Origin of the sequence: Nocardiopsis algeriensis (genome assembly GCF_014203695.1) — a bacterium.
GTDB lineage: Bacteria > Actinomycetota > Actinomycetes > Streptosporangiales > Streptosporangiaceae > Nocardiopsis > Nocardiopsis algeriensis.
In genome coordinates this window covers 180,672-200,766 of the sequence record NZ_JACHJO010000002.1, presented here as the reverse complement: position 1 = coordinate 200,766, position 20,095 = coordinate 180,672, and the positions used below count along the sequence as shown (strand labels likewise).

Annotated in this window: 21 protein-coding genes; 8 read left to right on the top strand and 13 right to left on the bottom strand. The window is 69.9% G+C overall.

The features are described 5' to 3' along the window. Positions 1–8: 8 nt before the first annotated feature. Positions 9–860 (top strand): SOS response-associated peptidase, encoded by an 852-nt coding sequence (locus FHS13_RS03205; RefSeq protein WP_184287211.1) that lies wholly within the window; start codon positions 9–11, stop codon positions 858–860. A 26-nt stretch (positions 861–886) separates the two neighbouring features. On the opposite strand, the gene FHS13_RS03200 is transcribed toward FHS13_RS03205, so the two are convergent. Continuing rightward, positions 887–1,702, bottom strand: a complete 816-nt coding sequence (locus FHS13_RS03200; protein WP_184287208.1) for a methyltransferase domain-containing protein — start codon at positions 1,700–1,702, stop codon at positions 887–889. Between the two features lie 342 nt (positions 1,703–2,044). On the opposite strand from FHS13_RS03200, the gene FHS13_RS03195 reads away from it, so the two are divergent. The 4 genes from FHS13_RS03195 to FHS13_RS03180 all read left to right on the top strand — a co-directional run bounded on the left by FHS13_RS03195 (position 2,045) and on the right by FHS13_RS03180 (position 6,490). Continuing rightward, positions 2,045–2,701 (top strand): sigma-70 family RNA polymerase sigma factor, encoded by a 657-nt coding sequence (locus FHS13_RS03195; RefSeq protein WP_184287205.1) that lies wholly within the window; start codon positions 2,045–2,047, stop codon positions 2,699–2,701. Beyond that, entirely contained in the window at positions 2,698–2,991 is a 294-nt protein-coding gene (gene rsrA / locus FHS13_RS03190) for a mycothiol system anti-sigma-R factor (RefSeq protein WP_184287202.1), read from the top strand. The genes FHS13_RS03195 and rsrA overlap by 4 nt, the downstream gene beginning before the upstream one ends. Before the next feature lie 806 nt (positions 2,992–3,797). Next, positions 3,798–5,162: an HD-GYP domain-containing protein gene (locus tag FHS13_RS03185; protein WP_343064898.1), complete on the top strand. Its 1,365-nt coding sequence runs from the start codon at positions 3,798–3,800 to the stop codon at positions 5,160–5,162. After that, positions 5,162–6,490: an HD-GYP domain-containing protein gene (locus tag FHS13_RS03180; RefSeq protein WP_184287196.1), complete on the top strand. Its 1,329-nt coding sequence runs from the start codon at positions 5,162–5,164 to the stop codon at positions 6,488–6,490. The genes FHS13_RS03185 and FHS13_RS03180 overlap by 1 nt, the downstream gene beginning before the upstream one ends. Positions 6,491–6,551: 61 nt before the next feature. Here the strand turns inward: FHS13_RS03180 and FHS13_RS03175 are convergent, their stop codons facing one another. Beyond that, positions 6,552–7,292: a GntR family transcriptional regulator gene (locus FHS13_RS03175; protein ID WP_184287193.1), complete on the bottom strand. Its 741-nt coding sequence runs from the start codon at positions 7,290–7,292 to the stop codon at positions 6,552–6,554. A 100-nt stretch (positions 7,293–7,392) separates the two neighbouring features. Between FHS13_RS03175 and FHS13_RS03170 the strand changes: the two genes are divergently transcribed. Continuing rightward, entirely contained in the window at positions 7,393–8,937 is a 1,545-nt protein-coding gene (locus FHS13_RS03170; RefSeq protein WP_184287190.1) for a histidine kinase N-terminal domain-containing protein, read from the top strand. A gap of 46 nt (positions 8,938–8,983) precedes the next feature. On the opposite strand, the gene FHS13_RS03165 is transcribed toward FHS13_RS03170, so the two are convergent. Together FHS13_RS03165 and FHS13_RS03160 are read right to left on the bottom strand one after the other, a co-directional pair. Continuing rightward, the gene (locus tag FHS13_RS03165; RefSeq protein WP_184287188.1) at positions 8,984–9,241 is read right to left on the bottom strand and encodes a WhiB family transcriptional regulator; all 258 of its coding nucleotides are present in this window, start codon (positions 9,239–9,241) and stop codon (positions 8,984–8,986) included. A gap of 270 nt (positions 9,242–9,511) precedes the next feature. After that, positions 9,512–10,444 (bottom strand): diacylglycerol kinase family protein, encoded by a 933-nt coding sequence (locus tag FHS13_RS03160; protein WP_184287185.1) that lies wholly within the window; start codon positions 10,442–10,444, stop codon positions 9,512–9,514. Between the two features lie 124 nt (positions 10,445–10,568). Here FHS13_RS03160 and FHS13_RS03155 point away from each other — a divergent pair, with 124 nt between their 5' ends. Beyond that, positions 10,569–10,964: a hypothetical protein gene (locus FHS13_RS03155; RefSeq protein ID WP_184287182.1), complete on the top strand. Its 396-nt coding sequence runs from the start codon at positions 10,569–10,571 to the stop codon at positions 10,962–10,964. A 23-nt stretch (positions 10,965–10,987) separates the two neighbouring features. Here FHS13_RS03155 and FHS13_RS03150 read toward each other — a convergent pair whose 3' ends face one another. The 6 genes from FHS13_RS03150 to FHS13_RS03125 form a co-directional block, all read right to left on the bottom strand. After that, positions 10,988–11,746 (bottom strand): SigB/SigF/SigG family RNA polymerase sigma factor, encoded by a 759-nt coding sequence (locus FHS13_RS03150; RefSeq protein ID WP_184287956.1) that lies wholly within the window; start codon positions 11,744–11,746, stop codon positions 10,988–10,990. A gap of 41 nt (positions 11,747–11,787) precedes the next feature. Continuing rightward, positions 11,788–12,213, bottom strand: a complete 426-nt coding sequence (locus FHS13_RS03145) for an ATP-binding protein (protein ID WP_343064882.1) — start codon at positions 12,211–12,213, stop codon at positions 11,788–11,790. A 350-nt stretch (positions 12,214–12,563) separates the two neighbouring features. After that, positions 12,564–13,154 carry a class I SAM-dependent methyltransferase gene (locus tag FHS13_RS03140; RefSeq protein ID WP_184287179.1) on the bottom strand — a complete coding sequence of 197 codons (591 nt, stop codon included), beginning with the start codon at positions 13,152–13,154 and terminating at the stop codon, positions 12,564–12,566. A 152-nt stretch (positions 13,155–13,306) separates the two neighbouring features. Beyond that, entirely contained in the window at positions 13,307–14,125 is an 819-nt protein-coding gene (locus tag FHS13_RS03135) for an amino acid ABC transporter ATP-binding protein (protein WP_184287176.1), read from the bottom strand. Continuing rightward, complete coding sequence (locus FHS13_RS03130; RefSeq protein WP_184287173.1) at positions 14,125–15,087, bottom strand: ABC transporter permease subunit; 963 nt, start codon at positions 15,085–15,087, stop codon at positions 14,125–14,127. Before FHS13_RS03130 ends, FHS13_RS03135 begins: the two co-directional genes overlap by 1 nt. A 69-nt stretch (positions 15,088–15,156) precedes the next feature. Continuing rightward, positions 15,157–16,083: an ABC transporter substrate-binding protein gene (locus FHS13_RS03125; RefSeq protein ID WP_184287170.1), complete on the bottom strand. Its 927-nt coding sequence runs from the start codon at positions 16,081–16,083 to the stop codon at positions 15,157–15,159. 387 nt (positions 16,084–16,470) lie between these two features. Between FHS13_RS03125 and FHS13_RS03120 the strand changes: the two genes are divergently transcribed. Beyond that, on the top strand, positions 16,471–17,661 hold the full coding sequence (locus tag FHS13_RS03120; RefSeq protein ID WP_184287167.1) for a malic enzyme-like NAD(P)-binding protein: 1,191 nt from the start codon (positions 16,471–16,473) through the stop codon (positions 17,659–17,661). Between the two features lie 73 nt (positions 17,662–17,734). Here the strand turns inward: FHS13_RS03120 and FHS13_RS03115 are convergent, their stop codons facing one another. From FHS13_RS03115 to FHS13_RS03105, 3 genes are all read right to left on the bottom strand, one after another. After that, positions 17,735–18,658, bottom strand: coding sequence for a PadR family transcriptional regulator (locus FHS13_RS03115; RefSeq protein ID WP_184287164.1), 924 nt, complete (start codon positions 18,656–18,658; stop codon positions 17,735–17,737). Continuing rightward, positions 18,659–19,510 carry a DUF4097 family beta strand repeat-containing protein gene (locus FHS13_RS03110; RefSeq protein ID WP_184287161.1) on the bottom strand — a complete coding sequence of 284 codons (852 nt, stop codon included), beginning with the start codon at positions 19,508–19,510 and terminating at the stop codon, positions 18,659–18,661. A gap of 166 nt (positions 19,511–19,676) precedes the next feature. Next, positions 19,677–19,856: a DUF6104 family protein gene (locus FHS13_RS03105; RefSeq protein ID WP_184287158.1), complete on the bottom strand. Its 180-nt coding sequence runs from the start codon at positions 19,854–19,856 to the stop codon at positions 19,677–19,679. Between the last annotated feature and the right edge of the window lie 239 nt (positions 19,857–20,095).

The following is a 20,095-nucleotide window of genomic DNA, read 5'->3' as shown; positions in this document are numbered from 1 at the left end:
TCGGACACATGTGCGGTCGCTATGCCCAGTCCAGGAACGTGCACCAGCTCCGGCTCGCCTTCGGCCTGCCCGAGGAGGCCCTGCCCGGGGACGTCGACCCCCGGGCCTGGCCGCCGCTGGAGGAGCTGGAGCCGGACTACAACATCTCGCCCGGCCGGAGCGTGTACGCGGTGCTCGGCCCGCCGCCGCAGGCGGCCGAGCCGGGGCCGCCCGGGCCCCGGTCCCTGCACACCCTGCGCTGGGGCCTGATCCCGTCCTGGGCCAAGGACCGCAACGTCGGCTACCGGATGATCAACGCCCGCAGCGAGACGATCGCCGACAAGCCCTCCTTCCGCACGGCCTTCCGGCGCCGCCGCTGCCTGCTGCCCGCCGACGCCTACTACGAGTGGCAACTGATCGGCAAGGACGGCAGCGCGGAACCCAGCACCTCGCCCGCCACCGACCCCCACCACCGCAGGCGCAAGGCCAAGGCCGACAAGAAGCCCTGGTCCGTCCGGTACAGCGGTGGCGAGCCCCTGGCCCTGGCGGGGATCTTCGAGCGCTGGCGCGACCCCGAGGCCGACGCGAACGACCCGGGCGCCTGGGTGTGGAGCTGCGCCGTCGTCACCACCGAGGCCGCGCCCGAGCTCTCCCACATCCACGAGCGCATGCCCGTCGTCGTGCCCCCGCAGGACTGGGCGCGGTGGCTGGACCCCGCCGCAGGCCCTGACGAACTGGCTCTCCTGCTGGAGGACACCCCCGCGGAGCTGCTGCGGGCCGACGAGGTCTCCACCGACGTCAACAGCATCAAGAACAACGGTCCCGGCCTGCTGCTCCCGCTCTCCGAGTCGGGGAGCGGAGAGCCGGACACGCTCTTCTGAGCCCTTCCGAGCTGCCGGACCCCGGCTCAGAGGGGTTTGCGGGCGCTGGCCAGGAGATGGACGCCGACGTAGTCGTCGGACTCGGTGGCGCGCAGCTCCATCTCGACCAGCCGTGCCATGGACCTGGGGTCGCGGGCCAGCATCATCTCCACGGTGGAGGCGGAGAGTACCGTGCGCGGCTTGATCCACTCCAGTTCGAGACCGGCGTCGGAGAGGGCGTCGGCGAGCTGCTCGGCGGTGAAGCAGCGGGTGATGGAGCCGTCGGGCCAGGGCACCAGCAGCACGTCCGCGGACGGCGCGTGGCTCAGCTCCGGCCAGCAGTCCTGCTCGGCGAGCAGCGCCATGCCCAGCACCACGGAGTCGACGCACACGAGGGTCCGGCCGCCGGGGCGCAGCACGCGGGCGATCTCGGACATGGACTCCTCGGTGGCCAGTTGGCGCGAGAGGACGCGGTTGTCGGCGAGGACCCCGTCGAAGCTCTCGGAGGCGAACACGCGGGGGAACGCCGAGTCGCCCACCACGTGGCGCAACCGCCCGCGACGTGCGGGGCGGGGCACCGAGGCGCGGCTGTTGACCAGGGTCAGAGGGCGGCGCACCGCCAGGTCCGCGGAGGGCAGGAGGGCGACCACGTCGTGTCCGGCGGCCACGGCCCGGGGCGCCCCCCGGTAGTCGGGGCCGGACAGGTCGAGCAGCCGCGAGGGTGTCTCGGGCAACCACCGGGCGATCTGGGCCTCGGTGACGGCCCAGTAGAACCGCCAGTAGTCGGACAGCCGGTCCGGGGCGGCGAACTGGGCCGCCGGTGACCGGGGGCGGTCGGTGGTCGGCGTCGGGGACGGTTGCACGTGCGCTCCTCTCCCGTTCTTCCAAGGGTCTACCCGCACTCTGCCGCGCCTCACCTCCTGCGGTGCGACGAAAAGCGCAGGTACGCGGCCGGGACGCGAAACCCCGCCCCGCTCGGAATGAGGGGGGCGGAGCGGTTGTTGTCACCGTCACCGCGCCCGGTAGCGGTGCGGACACCAGGGACTTCTCCAGGAGGAGCACCAGACATGCCGATCGGCGCATGCCTTGAGCGCGACGAAGCGCCTTCGACACCACGTGGCGTCGGTACCCGGTTCAGTGCTGTGGAATCGTATCGTGGGGACACGGACATCCCAGCCGGGACCAGCGCGAGGAGGCCGACAGGCTTGGAACAGGGCCAGGAGACAGCCGAGGAGCGGGACGAGCGCTTCGAGAGGGACGTGCTTCCCTACCTCGACCAGCTCTACTCCGCGGCGCTGCGCATGACCCGGAACCCCGCAGACGCGGAGGATCTCGTCCAGGAGACCTTCGCCAAGGCGTTCGGTTCGTTCCACCAGTTCAAGGCGGGGACGAACCTCAAGGCGTGGCTGTACCGCATCCTCACCAACACCTTCATCAACTCTTACCGCAAGAAGCAGCGCGAGCCGAAGCAGGCCGGCAGCGAGGACGTCGAGGACTGGCAGCTGGCACAGGCCGCGTCGCACACGGCGGCGGGGCTCAAGTCGGCCGAGGCGGAAGCGCTGGAACACCTTCCCGACACCGACGTCAAGCGTGCGCTCCAGGAGCTCCCCGAGGACTTCCGGATCGCGGTCTACCTCGCCGATGTCGAGGGCTTCGCGTACAAGGAGGTCGCCGGGATCATGGGGACGCCCATCGGGACCGTCATGTCCCGGCTCCACCGGGGACGCCGCCAGCTCAGGACGCTCCTGGAGGAGTACGCGAAGGACCGCGGATTCCTTCCTTCCTCCCGTGCGGCCGCGGCCGCGGGGGCATCCGCGGGAGGACGGGGACAGGACGTGTCGGACCGAGGGGAACGGCGATGAGTGACAAGGAGACCCCGTGTAGCGAGGTGCTCGAGAAGCTCTACACCTATATCGACGGTGAGCTCGAGGAGAACAACTGCGAGCAGATCAGGCAGCACCTGGACGAGTGCGCGCCCTGCCTGGAGGAGTACGGGCTGGACGAGGCGGTGAAGAAGCTCGTCGCCAAGCACTGCGGCTGCGACCCCGTCCCGCTGGACCTGCGTGACAAGGTGCTCGGCCGGCTGGCGAGGGCGAGGAGCGAGCAGGCGGTCCGGGAGGCGCGCGCGGACTTCCCGGGAGCGCCGACCTGAGGAGTTCGCCCGAAAGCACCGGGCGCGGTGGCGAAAGCTGGAATCCCAGCTTTCGCCACTTTTTTGTGATACCTGGAATCCTTTCCTTTTTGCTCTTCTCGTGTCTGATTGAGTGATTTGGGGGCGTTTGTGGAATTTCAGGTTCGTGTCGTGCCCCGCGGGTTTTGGTCACCCGCTTTCCGCGTCCGGCCTCCTTCCGGGGCCCGGCGTCCGTACAGCGGCGGACCCTCCGTGTCGTGCTCGAATCGGAATTATTTTTCTCAGGCCTCAGGGAAGTCTCCTGTTTGTCACTATGCGTAGTCAATGCAGGTGGTATTCATTGTCAGGCGGCGGGGGAGGGCGCCGTGCCGGGGGCGTTCAGGTTTTTCGGGCCGGCGGAGCCCGGTGACGCAGAGTTATGGGCGGAATTTACTAAATAAATTAGTAATTCCGCGTTCCGGAATTTGCTGTCCTCCTGGCGGGTTCCGTGTTCGGCAGTTCGGGCCATGGGCAAACAGGATGCCGCCAGGGCCGTTAAACTGGTCGCCATATCCAACGAATGGGGTAATTCACGCGGCCGTGCCCGGGAGAACAGGGGTGCGCCCGTGTCGGAAAGAGAGGGCAAACATGTTCATGTCGTTCGTTCAGATCATGGCCGCGGCCGTTGTGGCTGCTTCTTCCTTCACAGGATGGTCCTGGTGGTAGAACAGAACAGGTGAAACCATGACAGTCCGGTAGTTGTCGGCAGGGGGTGAGCGGGGGTGCGGTCTCTTCCCGGGAACGCGCGTGTCTACGTCGGAATCATCGTTGTCAGCGCCGTCTCCATCGTGCTCATCGGTCCTTGGACGGGTTTCGACCCGTGGACCCTCCTCCTGGTCGCGGTCCTCTTCGTGGTCGCGGAGTCGATCAGCACGAGCGTCATGGCCGACGTCAAGGCGGGGATCTCCCCCAGCTCCGCGGTCTCCCTGGCCGCCGTGGTCCTGGTCGGACCGGTGGGAGCGGCGGTCGTCGGCTTCTCCTCCTGCCTGGCCCTGCGCAAGCAGGAGCTCGTCAAGAGGGCCTTCAACGGGGCGCAGTTCGCCCTCGCCGCCTACGCGGCCGGGCACGTCTACGTACTGTGCGGCGGAGTGGTGGGAGAACTGGTCCAGGACGACTTCCCCGAGGTCGTCCTCCCCTATCTGGCCGCCGTCCTGGCCCACTCGGCGGTCAACTCCCTCCTCGTCGGCACCCTCATGTGGACGCTCGGGGCCGTGCCGCGCAAGGGCCCGGGGCGGTTCCACTGGCGCCCGCTGGCCGCCGCGGAGCTGTCCTCCCTGGGATACCAGATGCTCGGGCTGGCCATCGCCGCGGTCTGGGGCGGGGTGGGGATCATCGCCCCGCTCCTGGTCCTGCTGCCCCTGTTCATCGCCCGCTGGACCTTCGCCCAGCAGGCCGACGAGGCCCGCGCGCACGAGGCCACGCTCGCCACCCTCTGCCAGGCGGTCGAGACGAAGGACTACTACACCCGGGGCCACTGCATGCGCGTCGCCGAGGGCGCTGCCATGATCGCCCGGGAACTGGGTATGTCGGCCGAGCGGGTGCAGAAGATCCGTTACGCGGGGATGCTGCACGACATCGGCAAGCTCGGAGTGCCCACCAAAGTGCTGCAGAAGACCGGAAGGCTCACCGACGAGGAGTATGCGGCGATCAAGCTGCACCCGACCCGCGGTTACGAGATCGTCCGGGAGATCAGCTTCCTGGACGAGGCCCTCGCCGGCATCCGCCACCATCACGAGCGGCTCGACGGCAGGGGCTACCCGATGGGCCTGGTCGGGATGGAGATCCCCGAGTCGGCCCGCATCATCAGCGTCGCGGACGTCTTCGACTGCCTGACCTCCACCCGCTCCTACCGCAAGGCCTGGTCGGTGGAGGCCGCCATCGCCGAACTGAGGAAGTGCGCGGGCACCCAGTTCGACCCGAGGATGGTCGAGGCACTCGTACGCGCGGTGGAGCGGGAGGGCTGGGAGACACCCGACGTCACCGAGCCGCCCGGAAACTGCTTCGGCTCCTCGCGCAGGTCCATCGCGGTGTCCCTACCGGGGGCCGCACCGGAGGAGGGGCCCGCCGACGGCGCCGAGAAGGAGACCGCGACCGCGCCGGCTCCGGGGACGACGGTGCCCGCCGAGCCGGTGACGGGCAGGCAGGACGGGTGATGACACAGGGCCGTGCGCAGGAGCGGCACCCGTTCGACGGGCAGGGACCGGAGGGCGGGGCGCTCGACCACCGGCGCCGGACGGGGCCGTTCTGGCGGACCCCGCGTCCCGCACGCGCCGTTCTCGTCGGGCTTGTGGGCGCGCTGTCCCTGGCCGCCCTCGTGTGGACCTCCGCCACCGGTTTCGTGGAGCCGACGGTGGCACTGGCCTTCTGCCTGCTCATCGCAGGAGGAGAGTTCGCCAGGATCACCCTGCACGGGCGCCGCGAGGTCGCCCCCGTCGCTTCGGCCGGTGCCACCAGCTACGCCTTCCTCCTCAGCCTGGGAGAGGAGCCCGCGGCGCACTCCCCGTGGCAGGTCGTGGCCGTGGTCGCCTTCGCGGTCGCGGTCGGGGAGCTCCCGCTCGTCGCGGTGGGTCGCAGCCCCCGGGTGGAGGATGTGGCCCGGCGCGTGCTGGCCACAATGCTGCTCGCCGTCTCCTTCCGGCCCCTGGCCGTCCACCTCGAACTGTCCGGACCGTCGGTGACGGCCGCGGTGCTCATGTCAGCCCTGGTCACGATCGTCTGGTTGATCGACGCGCTGGTGTCGGCGGTGCTGAGGGCCGAGCGGCTGCGCACCCGCTTCTCGGTCGCGCTCGGGGACGAGATGCGCGCGCAGTTCCCCACCGGGGCGGCGATCGGAGCCAGCGGGGTGCTGATCGCGCTGGCGTGCACCGTGACCGGCCTGGCCGGTCTGCTGGTGTTCTGCGCTCCGCTGCTGGTGGCCCAGCTGGCCTTTCACCGCCACGCGGAGGTGCGGCGCACCTACCGGGAGACGGTACGGGCGCTGTCGCGGGTCACCGAGGTGGGCGGCTACGTCGAGAACGGCCACTCGCGGCGGGTCGGCCGCCTGTCCTACCTCATCGCGTGCGAACTCGGCATGGCCGAACAGGGGCTGCACAATCTGGAGTACGCGGCCCTCATGCACGACATCGGGCAGCTGTCCCTGCGCGAGCCCGTCGCGGGCGGTGCGACGGTGTTCGCCTCGCCCCGGGAGCAGCGGCGCATCGCCGAGCTGGGGTCGGCGATCATCCGGCAGACGGGCATGCTGGAGAGCGTCGCCGAGATGGTGCGCCGCCAGTGCGAACCGGTCACCGGCCACGGGGACGAGGGTGCGCCGCCGCTGGGAAGCCGCATCATCAAGGTCGCCAACGCCTTCGACGACCTGGTGGGGGAGAGCGGCGACGCCGGACGCCGGGCCGCTGTCCTGGAGCGCCTGCGGATGGACGCCGGAACCGAGTACGACCCCGACGTGGTGGAGGCCCTGGCCACCGTCCTGGCCCGCGGGTGAGTCCCGGCGGGGAGGGGCGGGCCCGTCCCCGCCGCGGGAAGGACCGCCGCCCGCCCCGGGCTCAGCTCATCGGGGGACGCAGCCGTGTGACGAATTTGTACCGGTCGCCGCGGTAGAGCGAGCGGACCCATTCCACCGGGTTCCCGTCCCGGTCGAAGCTGCGCTGGCAGTGCAGCACCAGCGGCAGGCCCACGTCCACGCCCAGCAGGCGTGCCTCGTTCGGGGTCGCCAGAACCGTCTCGATGGACGCCTCCGCCTCGGCCAGGGAGACGTCGTAGGCGCTGGCCAGAGCCTCGTAGAGCGAGGCGTACCGGTCCAACTGGCGGCGCAGCCCCGGAAAGCGCCGGGCGGCCAGGTGCGCCGTCTCGACCGCCATCGGCTCGCCGTTGGCCAGACGCAGGCGCTCGATGCGCAGCACGCGTCCGCCCGAGCGGATCGCGAGCAGCTCGGCCAGCTGGTCGTCGGCGTTGATGTAGCTCACGTCCAGGATGCGCGTGGCCGGGTGCAGGCCGTGGGAGCGCATCTCCTGGGTGTAGCTGGTCAGCTGGAGGACCTGGGCGACCTTCGGCTTGGCCACGAACGTGCCCTTGCCCTGGATGCGCAGCAGGCGCCCCTCCACCACCATCTCGGTCAGGGCCTGGCGCACGGTCGTGCGCGACGTCTCGAACTGGGTGGCCAGCGCCCGCTCCGGGGGCACGGGATTGCCCGCCGGCATGGCCTCGATCAGTTCCAGGAGCTGCTTCTTCACCTGGTAGTACTTGGGCACCCGGGGGCTGTCTTCCAGAGTACGCCGACCAGTCATTCCGTTTCCTCCACGCGTCCTTCCGCGCCCATGATTGGTGTGGACCACTGGTAGAGCGCGTACCCCTTGAGTATGCCTTCCTTCATGGGATGATTTGTGAGTGCCTCACCTCAGTGACCTCATCAGGCGCCATACCGCGCTCAAACCGGCGGATCTGGAGTGGATCCAATCGCTGGTCTCCGACTGGCAGCTCCTGGCCGACCTGTCCTTCGCGGACCTGGCCCTGTGGGTGCGCCTGCGTGACGACAACGGCTGGGTGGCCGCGGCCCAGATGCGCCCGACCACGGGCCCCACCGCCTTCCAGGACGACATGGTGGGGTCGATCCTTCTCGACGACATGGCCGAGTCCTCCGCGCGCACGGCACCGCGTGCGGTCGGGCGCCGGGCGCTGATCGACCGGGCCTGGCGCGAGGGCCGCATCTGCCGCGACGGGGACCCCGACTGGTCGGGCGGGGTGCCGGTGCGGGAGGAGACCATTCCGGTCCGGCGCGACGGCAACCTCATCGCCGTCATCCAGCGCAGCACCAACCTCAGTTCCGCCCGCACGCCCAGCCGCCTGGAGCTCACCTACCTCCAGAGCGCCGGGGACCTGGCGCAGATGATCGCCGAGGGCGCCTTCCCCTTCAGCGACCAGGGGCCGCTGATGGTGCGCTCCCCGAGGGTCGGCGACGGCCTGCTGCGCCTGGACCAGAACGGCGAGGTGGTCTACGCGAGCCCCAACGCGCTCTCGGCCTACCGGCGCCTGGGGCTGACCGCGGACCTGGTGGGGGCCCGACTGGACCGCATCACGCTGGAGCTGGCCGTCCAGGGCGAGGCCCGCGACGAAGGGCTTCCCTACACGGCGAGCGGCCGGGCGCCGCAGGAGGCGGAGGTGGAGGCGCGCGGCGTCATCGTGCAGCTGCGGGCCATTCCGCTGGTCATCGACAAGGTGCGCATCGGCGCCCTGGTGATGGTCCGCGACGTCACCGAGCTGCGGCGCCGCGAGCGCGAGCTGATGACCAAGGACGCCACCATCCGGGAGATCCACCACCGGGTCAAGAACAACCTTCAGACGGTGGCGGCGCTGCTGCGCCTCCAGGCGCGGCGGCTGGACGTCCCCGAGGCGCGCGCGGCGCTGGAGGAGGCGGTGGGCCGGGTGGGGTCCATCGCGATCGTGCACGAGATGCTCTCGCACACCCCTGACGAGGTGGTCGACTTCGACGGCATCGCCGACCGGGTCATCCAGATGGCGGCGGAGGTCTCCTCCACCGGGAGCACCGTGGTGCCGCGCCGGGTCGGCGGTTTCGGCCTGCTCAACGCGCTGGTGGCCACACCGCTGTCGATGGTCCTGGCCGAACTGGTGCAGAACGCGGTGGAGCACGGCCTGGGGCAGGGGCCGGGGCAGATCGAGGTCCGGGTGTGGCGCCGCGACGGCGGGGAGGAGCACCCCGGGGCGGGGGTCCTGGAGCTGGCGGTCTCCGACGACGGCAACGGCCTGCCGGAGGACTTCGACCTGGAGGGTACGACGAGTCTGGGCCTGCAGATCGTGCGTACCCTCATCGTGGGGGAACTCGGAGGAACCCTGGCGATTCGGCCGAAGGAGCGCGGCGGGACCGAGGTGGCGATCACGCTGCCGCTGGACCGGGAGGAGGGGTCACTGCCCTGAGGGAAGGTGCTGTGCCTTTCCCCGGGGGCGGTGCGGGGCCCGCAGATCAGCTGCGTACCATCTGTCGGTGAGGGATGCCGCGGCGCTTCTTGAGCGCACGGCGCTCGTCCTCGCTGGTGCCTCCCCAGACGCCGCCGTCCTGACCGTTCTCCAGGGCCCAGGCGAGGCAGGCGGAGCTGACGGGGCAGCGCCGACACACGGCCTTGGCCTCTTCGATCTGGATCAGTGCGGGGCCGAAGTTGCCGATGGGGAAGAAGAGCTCGGGGTCTTCGTCACGGCAGGCAGCGTCGTGGCGCCAGTCCATGCGGTCCACTCCTCACGATTGTGAAGCTTTTCACGAGCAGGATGCGTGGGGGGCGCCCGGCAGATGGGTCCCACCGGAGGGGTCTGTGGCCTGCGGTGCTTCTTCGACCCCGCCGCCACATGGGAACGCCCGATTGACTCGCCTGTGAAATGAGGCGATAACTTGAGCGTGTCAGGATCGATCAGCCCATGCAAGAGTTCGCGGGACCAAAGGTCCTGATTCACGTGTCGGGTGTGTCACAGTGCCCGCGAATGGTGTCTTTCCCGGGAATTAACAGACGATTCGTAATGCCTTCGGTATCGATCGGAAGTTGACCTCTTCGCGTTCGCCGAGGTACTCGCCGTCGATTTGGAAGGCCCTGGGGTGGGACGAGGAGATGCGGAGAGACTCCTGATCGTGCCAGGTCACGTAGCCGTCACCGTGCCGGGGCAGGCCTTTGGGGAAGAACATCTGGGAAAGGATCCAGCCCGTCAGCGGATGGGAGGCCTGGGTCAGCGCGAAAGCGTCCAGGCCCAGCTCGAAGCGGGAATCGGGGGTGGGCTGGAGCGGCAGGGCGCCCGCGTATGTCCACGGGGTCGTGTTGGTCACAAGCGCGAAATAGGCGTCGTCAAGGTTCCTTCCGGCGGCTTCCACCCTCAGTGACGGATCGTGGATATCACCGCGGAAGAACAGCTTCACCGCCACCTCCGCGTACAGGGCCGGCGAGGCCCGGCGTCCGCTCGCGCGCTCGTTCTCCACCTGCTGGACGACGTCGGCGTCCCAGCCGAACCCGGCGCAGAACGTGAAATAGCGGTTGTCCCGGTCGCTGGTGACCCGGCCCAGGTTGACCTCGCGCTCGCGGCCGTGCCGGATCGCGTCCAGGACCGTCAGGGCGGCCTCCACGGGATCCCCCGAGACCCCCAGGGCGCGGACGAAGACGTTGGCGCTGCCGCCGGGGACGGCCGCGTAGTACGGTCTCATCTGTCCCTCGGGAGTCGACAGGAGCCCGTTGACGACCTCGTTGACGGTTCCGTCGCCGCCCAGGCTCACCACCATTTCGTAGCCGTCCGCCGCGGCCTTGCGGGCCAGCTCGCTGGCGTGCTCGCGGTACTCGGTCACGGCGACGGTGAGGTCCAGTTCCGACGCCAGGGTGCGCAGGATCACGTCGAGCGTTCGCGGAGTGCTGGTGGTTGCCTGGGGGTTCATGATGAAAAGGGCGCGCACGCCCTCAGTCTAGGGCGTGTCCGGCGGCCCCGGCCCGCGGTCCGCCACCGCCCCTCGGAGCCGGCCTGCGGCCCGACGGGCGCCCGGGGGAGAGGCCGGCGGGAGGCACAGATACCCTCGTGACGTGTCTTCTCGGCCGTTCACCATCGTCATCGCCGCCGCGCTGGAGGCCCTGGTCGGGCTGGCAGCCGGGGCCGGCGCCCTCTACATCGCCTTCAGGGCGGTCACCGGGCACTTCTCGGATCTGGACTTCGCGATCCCGCTCATCGCCCTGGGAGCGGGCGTGTGCGCGCTCCTGCTGTTCGTGGCCAAGGGGCTGTGGCAGCTCAAGGACTGGGCGCGGACACCGGTCTTCGTCACCCAGATCTTCCTGGGCGTGGTGGCGTACTACATGTTCACCAGTGAGCAGTACGCCCTCGGAGCGCTGCTGGCGGGCGTGGCCGCCGCGGCCTCGGCGGCGGTGCTCTCACCGCCGACGACCGCGGCGCTCTTCCCCGGCGAGTGGGGGAAGGACGAGTAGGCCGCGGTCGTCGGAGCGGGTGGTCAGTCGTCGGTGGTGAGCGCCTGGCGCAGCTGGGCCAGGGTGCGGGCCAGCAGGCGCGACACGTGCATCTGGGAGATGCCCAGTTCCTGGGCGATCTGCGACTGCGTCATGTTGCCGAAGAAGCGCAGCAGCAGAATGCGCTTCTCCCGCGGCGGAAGCTGTTCCAGAAGGGGCTTGAGCGACTCCCGGTACTCCACGCCTTCCAGGGACTCGTCCACGATGCCCAGTGAGTCGGCCACCGCGGGGGCGTCCTCGTCACCGCTGTCGGGCGCGTCCAGGGACACCGTCGAGTAGGCGTTGGCGGACTCCAGGCCCTCCAGCACCTCCTCCTCGGTCATCTGGAGATGGGCGGCCAGCTCCGCGACGGTCGGGGAGCGGCCCTCGCGCTGCGACAGGTCGCTGACGGCCTTGGTCAGCGAGAGCTTCAGCTCCTGGAGGCGGCGGGGAACCCGTACCGCCCATCCCTTGTCGCGGAAGTGCCTCTTGATCTCACCGACGATCGTGGGGGTGGCGTAGGTGGAGAACTCCACCCCCCGTTCCAGGTCGAATCGGTCGATCGACTTGATGAGCCCGATCGTGGCCACCTGGGTGAGGTCGTCCAGCCACTCCCCGCGGTTGCGGAAGCGGCGGGCGAGGTACTCCACCAAGGGCAGATGGAGCTCCACCAGCTCGTCGCGGATGCGCCGGCGCTCCTCGGAGTCCGCCTCGAGTTCGTTCAGGCGCTCGAAGAGCGCCCTCGCACGTGCCCGGTCGGGCACCGCGTGCTCGGTCTTCGCGGTCAGAGCGGGCCCCCTTTCGCTCACGCCGGCTCCAGCGTGCCGCGGCGTTTGTACAGGACGATGGAGACTCGGTCGTCCGGGCCGACCTCCGCGTCGACCTCTCCGGCGAGGGCGGACAGCACCGTCCAGGCGAAGGTGTCGCGGGCGGGAAGCCGCCCGTCGGCGGTCAGCACCGAGACGGAAATGCGCATTCCGTCAGGGGTGAGTTCGAATTCCGTGGTCAGTTCCGTGCCCGGCAGTGCCTGGGAGAGGAGCATGGCGCAGGCCTCGTCGACACCGATTCTCAGGTCCTCGATCTCGTCGAGGGTGAAGTCGAGTCGCGCGGCCAGACCCGCCGTCGCCGTCCTCAACACGGACAGGTATGCGCTGTCCGCGGGCATGTTGACGGTGACAGCGTCCCTGACGCCGATGGCGTCGGCCGTGGACACGGCGGTTTCTTCGGTCACGTCCCTCCTTCGGGGGGCGAGGTTGCCGCTTGAGAGCAATGTATCTCGTTTCACCCCGCTGTCGGGGTAGTGAACCGAGATCGCGTCCGGCGGGCGGTCCGCGAAAGACGGTGCCGGGTCCCGTCGGGGAACCCGGTACCCACCTTATCCACCCTGCTGACCTGGGACGTGTGCGCCGAGAAAGAGCATCCGAATTCCTTCGGCGGACAATGACCGATATTTCGGGACGTCGGTTCGGGACCATGTGCTGTTCGAGAGCGGGTTCCCGGAGCACGCGCCCGGGCCGTGTCCTCCGGGCGCTCTCGCCGCGTCGGAGGCAGGGCGGTCCGGGACGATCCGCACAACAGGGCCTAGGCCGGACGGTGTGCCACCACGCGCTCGACGAGCCCGAAGAACAGGCGGTCGTGGTGGCCCACCCGGAAGCCGGCGTCGACCGCCACGTCCCGGGGCAGGCGGCGCGGCCTCTCGCGCCTGCGCTCCAGGAGGCGTCCCGGGAACCTGGCGTACTCGATGCGGTCGGCCATCAGCAGGCGTCCGCCCGGTGCCAGGACCCGGTACATCTCCCGCAGGGCGCGCTCCTGGTCGGGAATCGCGTCCAGCGCGAACGTGCACATGACGGTCTCGAAGCTCTCGTCGGGGAGGTCCAGGGCCTGGACGTCGCCCTCCAGGAAGCGTGCGGGCAGCCCCAGCTCCTCGGCCCGCTCGCGGGCCAGGGCGAGTGCCTCCGCGTCGGCGTCCAGGGCGGTCAGCCGGATCTGCGGGGGATAGTGGCGGAGGTTGGGGCCGCTGCCCACGGCCACCTCCAGGGTGCGTCCGCGCGCGCCCGCGCACAGGATCTCCCGGGTGTGCCGCAGGGCGATCCCCTCGAGGATCTCGCCGCGGTCGCGGCGGAGCGCTCCACGTATCCGGAACCTGCGGTCCTGCTCGGCCTGGGAATCCATGTCCTCCTCCGGAAGCGCACCTGCCACATCATGACTCTGGGACTCCCGGGGCGCACGGTCAAGAGGTGTCGGCGCGTTTCCGTGAGACGGCCGGAAAACGGGTGTGCCCCGCGGCCGGAAGGGGCCGCGGGGCACGGAGGAGGAGAACCTGGTCAGAGCACCTTGGACAGGAACGCCCGGGTGCGCTCGTGGCGCGGGTTCGACAGCACCTCGTCGGGGGCCCCCGACTCCACCACGACACCGTCGTCCATGAACACCAGGGAGTCGCCCACCTCGCGGGCGAACCCCATCTCGTGGGTGACCACCATCATGGTCATGCCGCCGGCGGCGAGATCGCGCATGACGTCGAGCACCTCGCCGACCAGCTCCGGGTCCAGCGCACTGGTGGGCTCGTCGAACAGCATCAGGGAGGGTTCCATGGCCAGTGCGCGGGCGATCGCCACACGCTGCTGCTGGCCGCCGGAGAGCTGCTCGGGGTAGGCGCCGGCCTTGTCGGGCAGGCCCACCCGTTCCAGGAGCTCCATGGCCTTGGCCGCGGCCACCGCCTTCGACTGCCTCTTGACCTGGACCGGGGCCTCCATGACGTTGCCCAGGGCGGTCAGGTGGGGGAACAGGTTGAAGCGCTGGAAGACCATGCCGATGTCGCTGCGCTGGGCGGCGATCTCCTTCTCGCGCAGCTCGTACAGCCGGCCGCGCCTCTCCCGGTAGCCCATCAGCTCGCCGTTGACCCACAGACGTCCGCCGGTGAGCTTCTCCAGGTGGTTGACACACCTCAGGAAGGTCGACTTGCCCGACCCGGAGGGGCCGATGACGCACATGACCTCTCCTCGCCGGACCTGGAGGTCGATGCCCTTGAGCACCTCCAGGCGGCCGAAGCTCTTGCGGACGTCCTCGGCCACGACGAGCGCGTCGGTGGGCGGCACGGCGCCCTCGGGGCTCTCCACGGCCGTGTCGCCGCTCTGCTCGGACATCAGTGCGCACCTCCGACGATCCGGTTGCGCAGTCCGCCGTCCCGGCCGGGGTTGAACCTGCGCTCGATGAAGTACTGACCCACCATCAGGACGCTGGTGATGGCCAGGTACCACAGGCAGGCGGCCACCAGCATCGGGAAGATCTGGTAGGTCCGGGCACCGACGGCCTGGAGCTGGTAGAAGAGCTCGATGGTCACCGGCACGTAGGCCAGCAGGGCCGTGTCCTTGAGCATCGCGATGGTCTCGTTGCCCGTGGGCGGGATGACCACCCGCATCGCCTGGGGCAGGGTGATGCGGCGCAGAACCTTGCCGCGGCTCATACCGAGCGCCTGTGCCGCCTCGGACTGGCCCTTGTCCACCGACTGCAGGCCCGCGCGGATGATCTCCGCCATGTAGGCGCCCTCGGAGAGGGACAGGGCCATCAGGCCGGCCACGTAGCCGCTCAGGACCGTACGCGTGTCGATCTCGAAGAAGCGGGCGTCGCCCTCCAGACCCAGCCAGGGCATCCAGTAGTTGTCGAAGGGCAGACCCAGCTCGATGGTGGTGTACAGGATGGCGAGGTTGCCGAAGAGCACCGCCAGCACCAGGCGGGGCACACCGCGGAAGAACCAGGTGTACAGCCAGGAGACCGCGATCAGGACGGGGTTGCCCGACAGGCGCATCACCGCGAGGACGATGCCCAGCAGGATGCCGATGAGCATCGACAGCACGGTGGCGCTGATGGTCACCCACACGCCGCGGACCACGGGGTCCGAGAACATGTGGTCGACCATGAACGGCCAGTTGAAGGCGTCGTTCGTGAACAGCATGTGCACGAACATCGCGGCCAGGACGAGGACGACCCCGGCGGCCAGCCAGCGCTCCGGATAGCGGACGGGGACGGCGGTGACGGAAGGGGCCGAGCGGCCCGGAACGGAGGAATCCGGTTCCGGGCCGCCGGTCTTCTCTGTCGTTGAGGACACGGATCGGACTTTCGCTGGGATCGGTGATGGTCGGGGCGGGGCCCGGCAGGCCCCGGGAGACGGCGCCGCCTACTCGGCGACCTCGGGGTTCACCTCGGAGCTCTCCAGGCTGCCGACCGTCACGTCCCAGCCCTGGAGGATCTCCTCGTAGGTGCCGTCCTCGATCATCGCGTTGAAGGCGGCGGCGACCGCCTCGGCGAGCTCGGTGTCGTCCTGGTGGGTGAGGATGCCGTACGGGGCGGCGTCGTACTGCTCGCCGACGAACTCCAGGACGCCCTCGCCGGTCTGCTCCAGGGCGTAGAGGGAGGTGGGCAGGTCGGCCAGGGAGGCGTCGTTGACACCGGAGACGACGGTCTCGGTGGCCAGCGGCTGGTTCTCGAACTTCTGGATGGAGATGGGCTCCTCGCCCGCGTCCTCGCAGGCCTTGCTGCGGGCCTCGATGTCGGTGTCGTGGGTGGTGTCGGACTGGACGGCGATGCGCATGCCACAGGCGTTGTCCGGGTCGACGCCCTGCGGGTTGCCGGCCTGGGTGAACCACTGGGTGCCCGAGGAGAAGTAGCTGACCATGTTGACCTGCTCCATGCGCTCCTCGGTGATGGTGAAGGAGGAGGAGCCGAGGTCGTACTTGCCGGTGTCGACGCCGATGATGATGGCGTCGAAGTTGGTGGGCTCCCACTGCGACTCCAGGCCGAGCTTGGCCAGCGCGGAGTCGAGCAGGTCGATGTTGAAGCCCAGGACGGTCTCGCCGTCCTCGTCCAGGTACTCGGCGGGCGGGTAGGAGGCCTCGACACCGATCGTGACGGTGCCGGCCTCGGCGATGTCGGCGGGCACGAGCGCCGCGAGCTCCTCGTCGATCCCCACCGAGGGCTTCTCGGGAGCGGCCGTCTCCTCGGAGGTGCCGCCCTCGCCGCTGCCGCAGGCGCTCAGCGCCAGGACACCGGCGAGGGAGAGGGCGCCCAGGGTGCGGGGTGCGGAGAGAATCTTGTCCAGGGCCATAAGGGGTCTCCTCCTGACGCGCGTAACGCCTGGTCGGAAGCGGGTTCTTCGGCCCCTCCGGTCCAATGCGAGCGACATCCGTTGCAGATGGTGGGCACATATCGGTGCGTCCGTGGCATCCGATGATGCCGCCCCGGGATTTTGTCGGGATCACCGTTGTGCGAGAATTGCGTAACGGGTCATCCCCGTGACAGAGGCGTACGCGCAGTACTCGTATAGGAGTCAGGCGAAGCACGACTCCCGCGGTGGCACCACCGGTCATGGCCGACCGGCACCGAGGGAGCTCCCCTAGCAAAGAATCCGTCTTCGCGCGCGACACGCATCGCTGCCCTCTGCCCTCGTCATGGCCGACGCGGGCGGAACCGCAAAACCTGAGGGGTTTGAGTAGTGACCACCCATTCTTCGCGTACCCGGAACCCGAACCTGGACGACGATCCCGCGTTCGCCCTGCACCGCGGCGGCAAGCTCCAGGTGACCTCCACCGTCGACGTCCACGACCACCACGGGCTCTCCCTGGCCTACACGCCCGGCGTCGCCCGTGTCTGCGACGCCATCGCCGAGACGCCCGAGCTCGTGGAGACCTACACCTGGCGCAACAACCTGGTCGCCGTCGTCACCGACGGCACCGCGGTCCTGGGACTGGGCGACATCGGCCCCGAGGCCTCCCTGCCCGTCATGGAGGGCAAGTCCCTGCTGTTCAAGCAGTTCGCCAACGTCGACTCCGTGCCGATCGCGCTGGCCTGCACCGGCGTCGACGAGATCGTCGAGACGGTCGTCCGGATGGCGCCGTCCTTCGGCGGGATCAACCTGGAGGACATCTCCGCGCCGCGCTGCTTCGAGATCGAGAAGAAGCTGCGGGAGCGGCTGGACATCCCGGTCTTCCACGACGACCAGCACGGCACGGCGATCGTGACCACCGCCGCGCTGTACAACGCCGCCCGCCTGAGCGGCCGGGACCTGGGCGACCTGCGCGCCGTGGTCTCGGGTGCGGGGGCCGCCGGCGTCGCCGTCACCAAGATGCTCATCGACGCGGGCATCGGCGACATCGCCGTCGCCGACTCCAAGGGCATGATCTACGACGGCCGCGAGGGCCTGACGCCGATCAAGCAGGAACTGGCCGGGGTCAGCAACAAGGCAGGACTGCGCGGCTCCATCGAGGGTGCGCTGGCCGGCGCCGACGTGTTCATCGGCCTGTCGGCCGGCGAGGTCCCCGAGTCGGCGGTCGCCTCCATGGCCGACGGCGCGATCATCTTCGCGATGGCCAACCCCAACCCGGAGATCCACCCGGAGATCGCCCACAAGTACGCGAGCGTCGTCGCCACCGGCCGCAGCGACTTCCCGAACCAGATCAACAACGTCCTGGCCTTTCCCGGGCTGTTCCGCGGCACCTTCGACTGCGGGGCCACGGACATCACCGAGAACATGAAGCAGGCGGCGGCCAGGGCGCTGGCAGACCTGGTCGGCGACGAGCTGGCCGCCGACTACGTCATCCCGAGCTCCTTCGACGAGCGCGTTGCACCGGCCGTCGCCGCCGCCGTCGCCGAACAGGCGCGCAAGGACGGCGTCGCCCGCAGCTGACGCACGACCGAGAGGGCCCGGAAGCGCGGCTTCCGGGCCCTCGCCCGTCGGTGCGCCCTCGGCGCGTTCCGGGCTACCTGGTATCGGGATCGTCGACGGCCCGGCCCCAGGGATCGCCGCCGTCGGCGGGCGGCATGGGGCGGGCGGTACCGGAGTCCTCGGGTGATGCCTCCTCGGATCCGGTCGTCCCGGGGGAGGGTTTCTCGGCCGGGGCGTCCCGGTCGGAGGTCTCCTCCGCCTCGGAGGGCCCGCGGGGCGGGCCCCAGTTGCGCATGTCGCGGCGGATCACCTCGACCGTGTCGTCGAGGATACGCCGCAGGTCGTGCGCCGCGGCCTCGCCGACGCTGCCCGCCTCGCGGGCCACGTCGCGGACGCGGTCGCTGAAGTCGTGCAGGGCCCGGTCGAACTCGGAGGGGCCCTGGGACCCGCCGCGGCCCCAGACGGCACCGAAGGCGCCGAAGCCCTGGGAGAACCTCTCCCATTCGCGGCCCCATCGCCCGCTGCCGCCGCAGTCCTCCTCCGCGGAGCCCTTCTCGGAGGCTCCCTTCCCGGTGGGCTCCTCCGCGGCTTCCCCGCGTTCGGCTTCCTCGCGCGCGGATTCCTCCGCGGCGCCGCGCCGCGCCCCGCCGTACTTCAGCTCCTGGCGCAGGGAGCTGATCGTCTCACGGACGTCCTGCTTGACGGCCCGGGCGATGTCGCGCACGGAGTCGGTGATCTCCCGCTCCAGGTCGTGCAGGTCGTGCTCGCGCTCCCGCAGCTCCTCGCGCCCCTTGTCGGTGAGGCGGTAGACCTTGCGGCCGCCCTCCTCGGTGTGGGTGACCAGGCCCTCCTCCTCGAGGCGGGCGAGACGGGGGTAGATGGTGCCCGGCGAGGGCGAGTACACCCCCAGGAAGCGGTCCCGGAGCAGGCTGATGATCTCGTAGCCGTGCCGCGGGCTCTCGTCCAGCAACTTGAGCAGGTAGAGCCGCAGCCTTCCGTGGCCGAAGACAGTACTCATTCAGGCCCCCTCGGGGATCGCGGCCGGTGCCTCGGGCGCGCGCCGCAGCAGCGCGGTCCGCCCGGACGCGGAGTTGACGGTGATGGTCGCGGGGTCGACACCGCTGCCGATCTTCCCGCTCAGGACGGTCCTGGCCCGGCCCCCGCCGCGCTCCAGGCCGAAGTCGGACTCCGCGCCGGCGAGCGACGTGCGCATCTCCACGTTCGCGGAGGTCTCCGCGGGCACGCGCAGGACGATCTCGCCCGAGACCGTGTTGAGGCCGACCCGCCCGGCCGGGGCGATGCCGGTGTCGGCGAGGATCGAGCCCGAGACGGACTTGGCGTTCAGCGAGGCGACCGTGCCCCCCGCCACGGCCAGCTGCCCGCTGACGCTGTTGAACCTCACACTGCCCTGGACGTCGCGCAGGGAGACGTTGCCCGAGACCGTGGCGATCTCGGTCTCGCCGGAGACGTCGTCCATGGTGACCTCGCCCGAGGCTGTGCGCACCTTGGTCCGGGCCCCCATCCCGGCGGCCACGACCGGTGCGGCCATGGTGACGACCTCGACCGGACAGTCCCGGGGAACACGCAGGTCGACGGTGGCGCTGCGGTTCTGGACCTGCTTGTAGCCGCCGAGCTGAACCGGCTTCAGACGGTCCAGGAGGCCCTGGCCGGTGAGGTCGCCGTACTGAATGGTGAGAATGCCCGCCTCCTGGACCGCGAGGAGGGGTTCCCCGACGATGTCGGTGACCTCGAAGGTCACCGGGTCGTCGGTGGGAAGGATGTTGACCTGGCCGCCGAGTATGCGGACCCGCAACGCGACGATGCCGTCAAGGGTCTGGGTCGTCGGCCTGTCGATGGTCCAACGTGCCATCGCGTGTGCCCTTTCGCTCGTTCCTTGCTTTCACGTTATGTCGCGAGTCGGGCAAACTCAAGATATGTCGCGGATTCTCGGGGTGTTCTCGGGGTGCTCTCGGGGTCGACCCGGACATGCCGAGGGGCCCGGGCCGTGGGAAACGGCCCGGGCCCCTCGGGGAACCCTACTCGTCGTCCTCGTCGTCCAGCCTGGCCAGCCAGGTGGCCAGGCGGTCGACCGGAGTCTCGAACTCGGGATTCATGTCGGTGAACGTCCGCAGCTGCTCGGCGAGCCAGGCGAAGCTGACCTCCTCCTCGCCGCGGCGGTTCTCCAGCTCCTCGATTCCGCGATCCGTGTAGTACATGCTGTTCCTCTGGCGTGCTCGCAGGCTCGCAACGCGTGCTCGGGGCTTTTGGGCACCGGGTTCTTCGTCGTCGCCGCCGCCCTGCTCGTTCCTCGCTGCGGTTGCGGCTCCTCCTGCAGAACCCGGTGAGCCCCTCGCTGTTGCTCTGGCGTGCTCGCAGGCTCGCAACGCGTGCTCGGGGCTTTTGGGCACCGGGTTCTTCGTCGTCGCCGCCGCCCTGCTCGTTCCTCGCTGCGGTT

Bases quoted from the DNA above. Each gene is read 5' to 3' on its own strand.
- FHS13_RS03205 (WP_184287211.1), top strand. From the start codon at position 9: ATGTGCGGTCGCTATGCCCAGTCCAGGAACGTGCACCAGCTCCGGCTC.
- rsrA (WP_184287202.1), top strand. From the start codon at position 2,698: ATGAGTGACAAGGAGACCCCGTGTAGCGAGGTGCTCGAGAAGCTCTAC.
- FHS13_RS03180 (WP_184287196.1), top strand. From the start codon at position 5,162: ATGACACAGGGCCGTGCGCAGGAGCGGCACCCGTTCGACGGGCAGGGA.
- FHS13_RS03175 (WP_184287193.1), bottom strand. From the start codon at position 7,292: ATGACTGGTCGGCGTACTCTGGAAGACAGCCCCCGGGTGCCCAAGTAC.
- FHS13_RS03165 (WP_184287188.1), bottom strand. From the start codon at position 9,241: ATGGACTGGCGCCACGACGCTGCCTGCCGTGACGAAGACCCCGAGCTC.
- FHS13_RS03140 (WP_184287179.1), bottom strand. From the start codon at position 13,154: ATGGATTCCCAGGCCGAGCAGGACCGCAGGTTCCGGATACGTGGAGCG.
- FHS13_RS03135 (WP_184287176.1), bottom strand. From the start codon at position 14,125: ATGTCCGAGCAGAGCGGCGACACGGCCGTGGAGAGCCCCGAGGGCGCC.
- FHS13_RS03125 (WP_184287170.1), bottom strand. From the start codon at position 16,083: ATGGCCCTGGACAAGATTCTCTCCGCACCCCGCACCCTGGGCGCCCTC.
- FHS13_RS03115 (WP_184287164.1), bottom strand. From the start codon at position 18,658: ATGAGTACTGTCTTCGGCCACGGAAGGCTGCGGCTCTACCTGCTCAAG.
- FHS13_RS03110 (WP_184287161.1), bottom strand. From the start codon at position 19,510: ATGGCACGTTGGACCATCGACAGGCCGACGACCCAGACCCTTGACGGC.
- FHS13_RS03105 (WP_184287158.1), bottom strand. From the start codon at position 19,856: ATGTACTACACGGATCGCGGAATCGAGGAGCTGGAGAACCGCCGCGGC.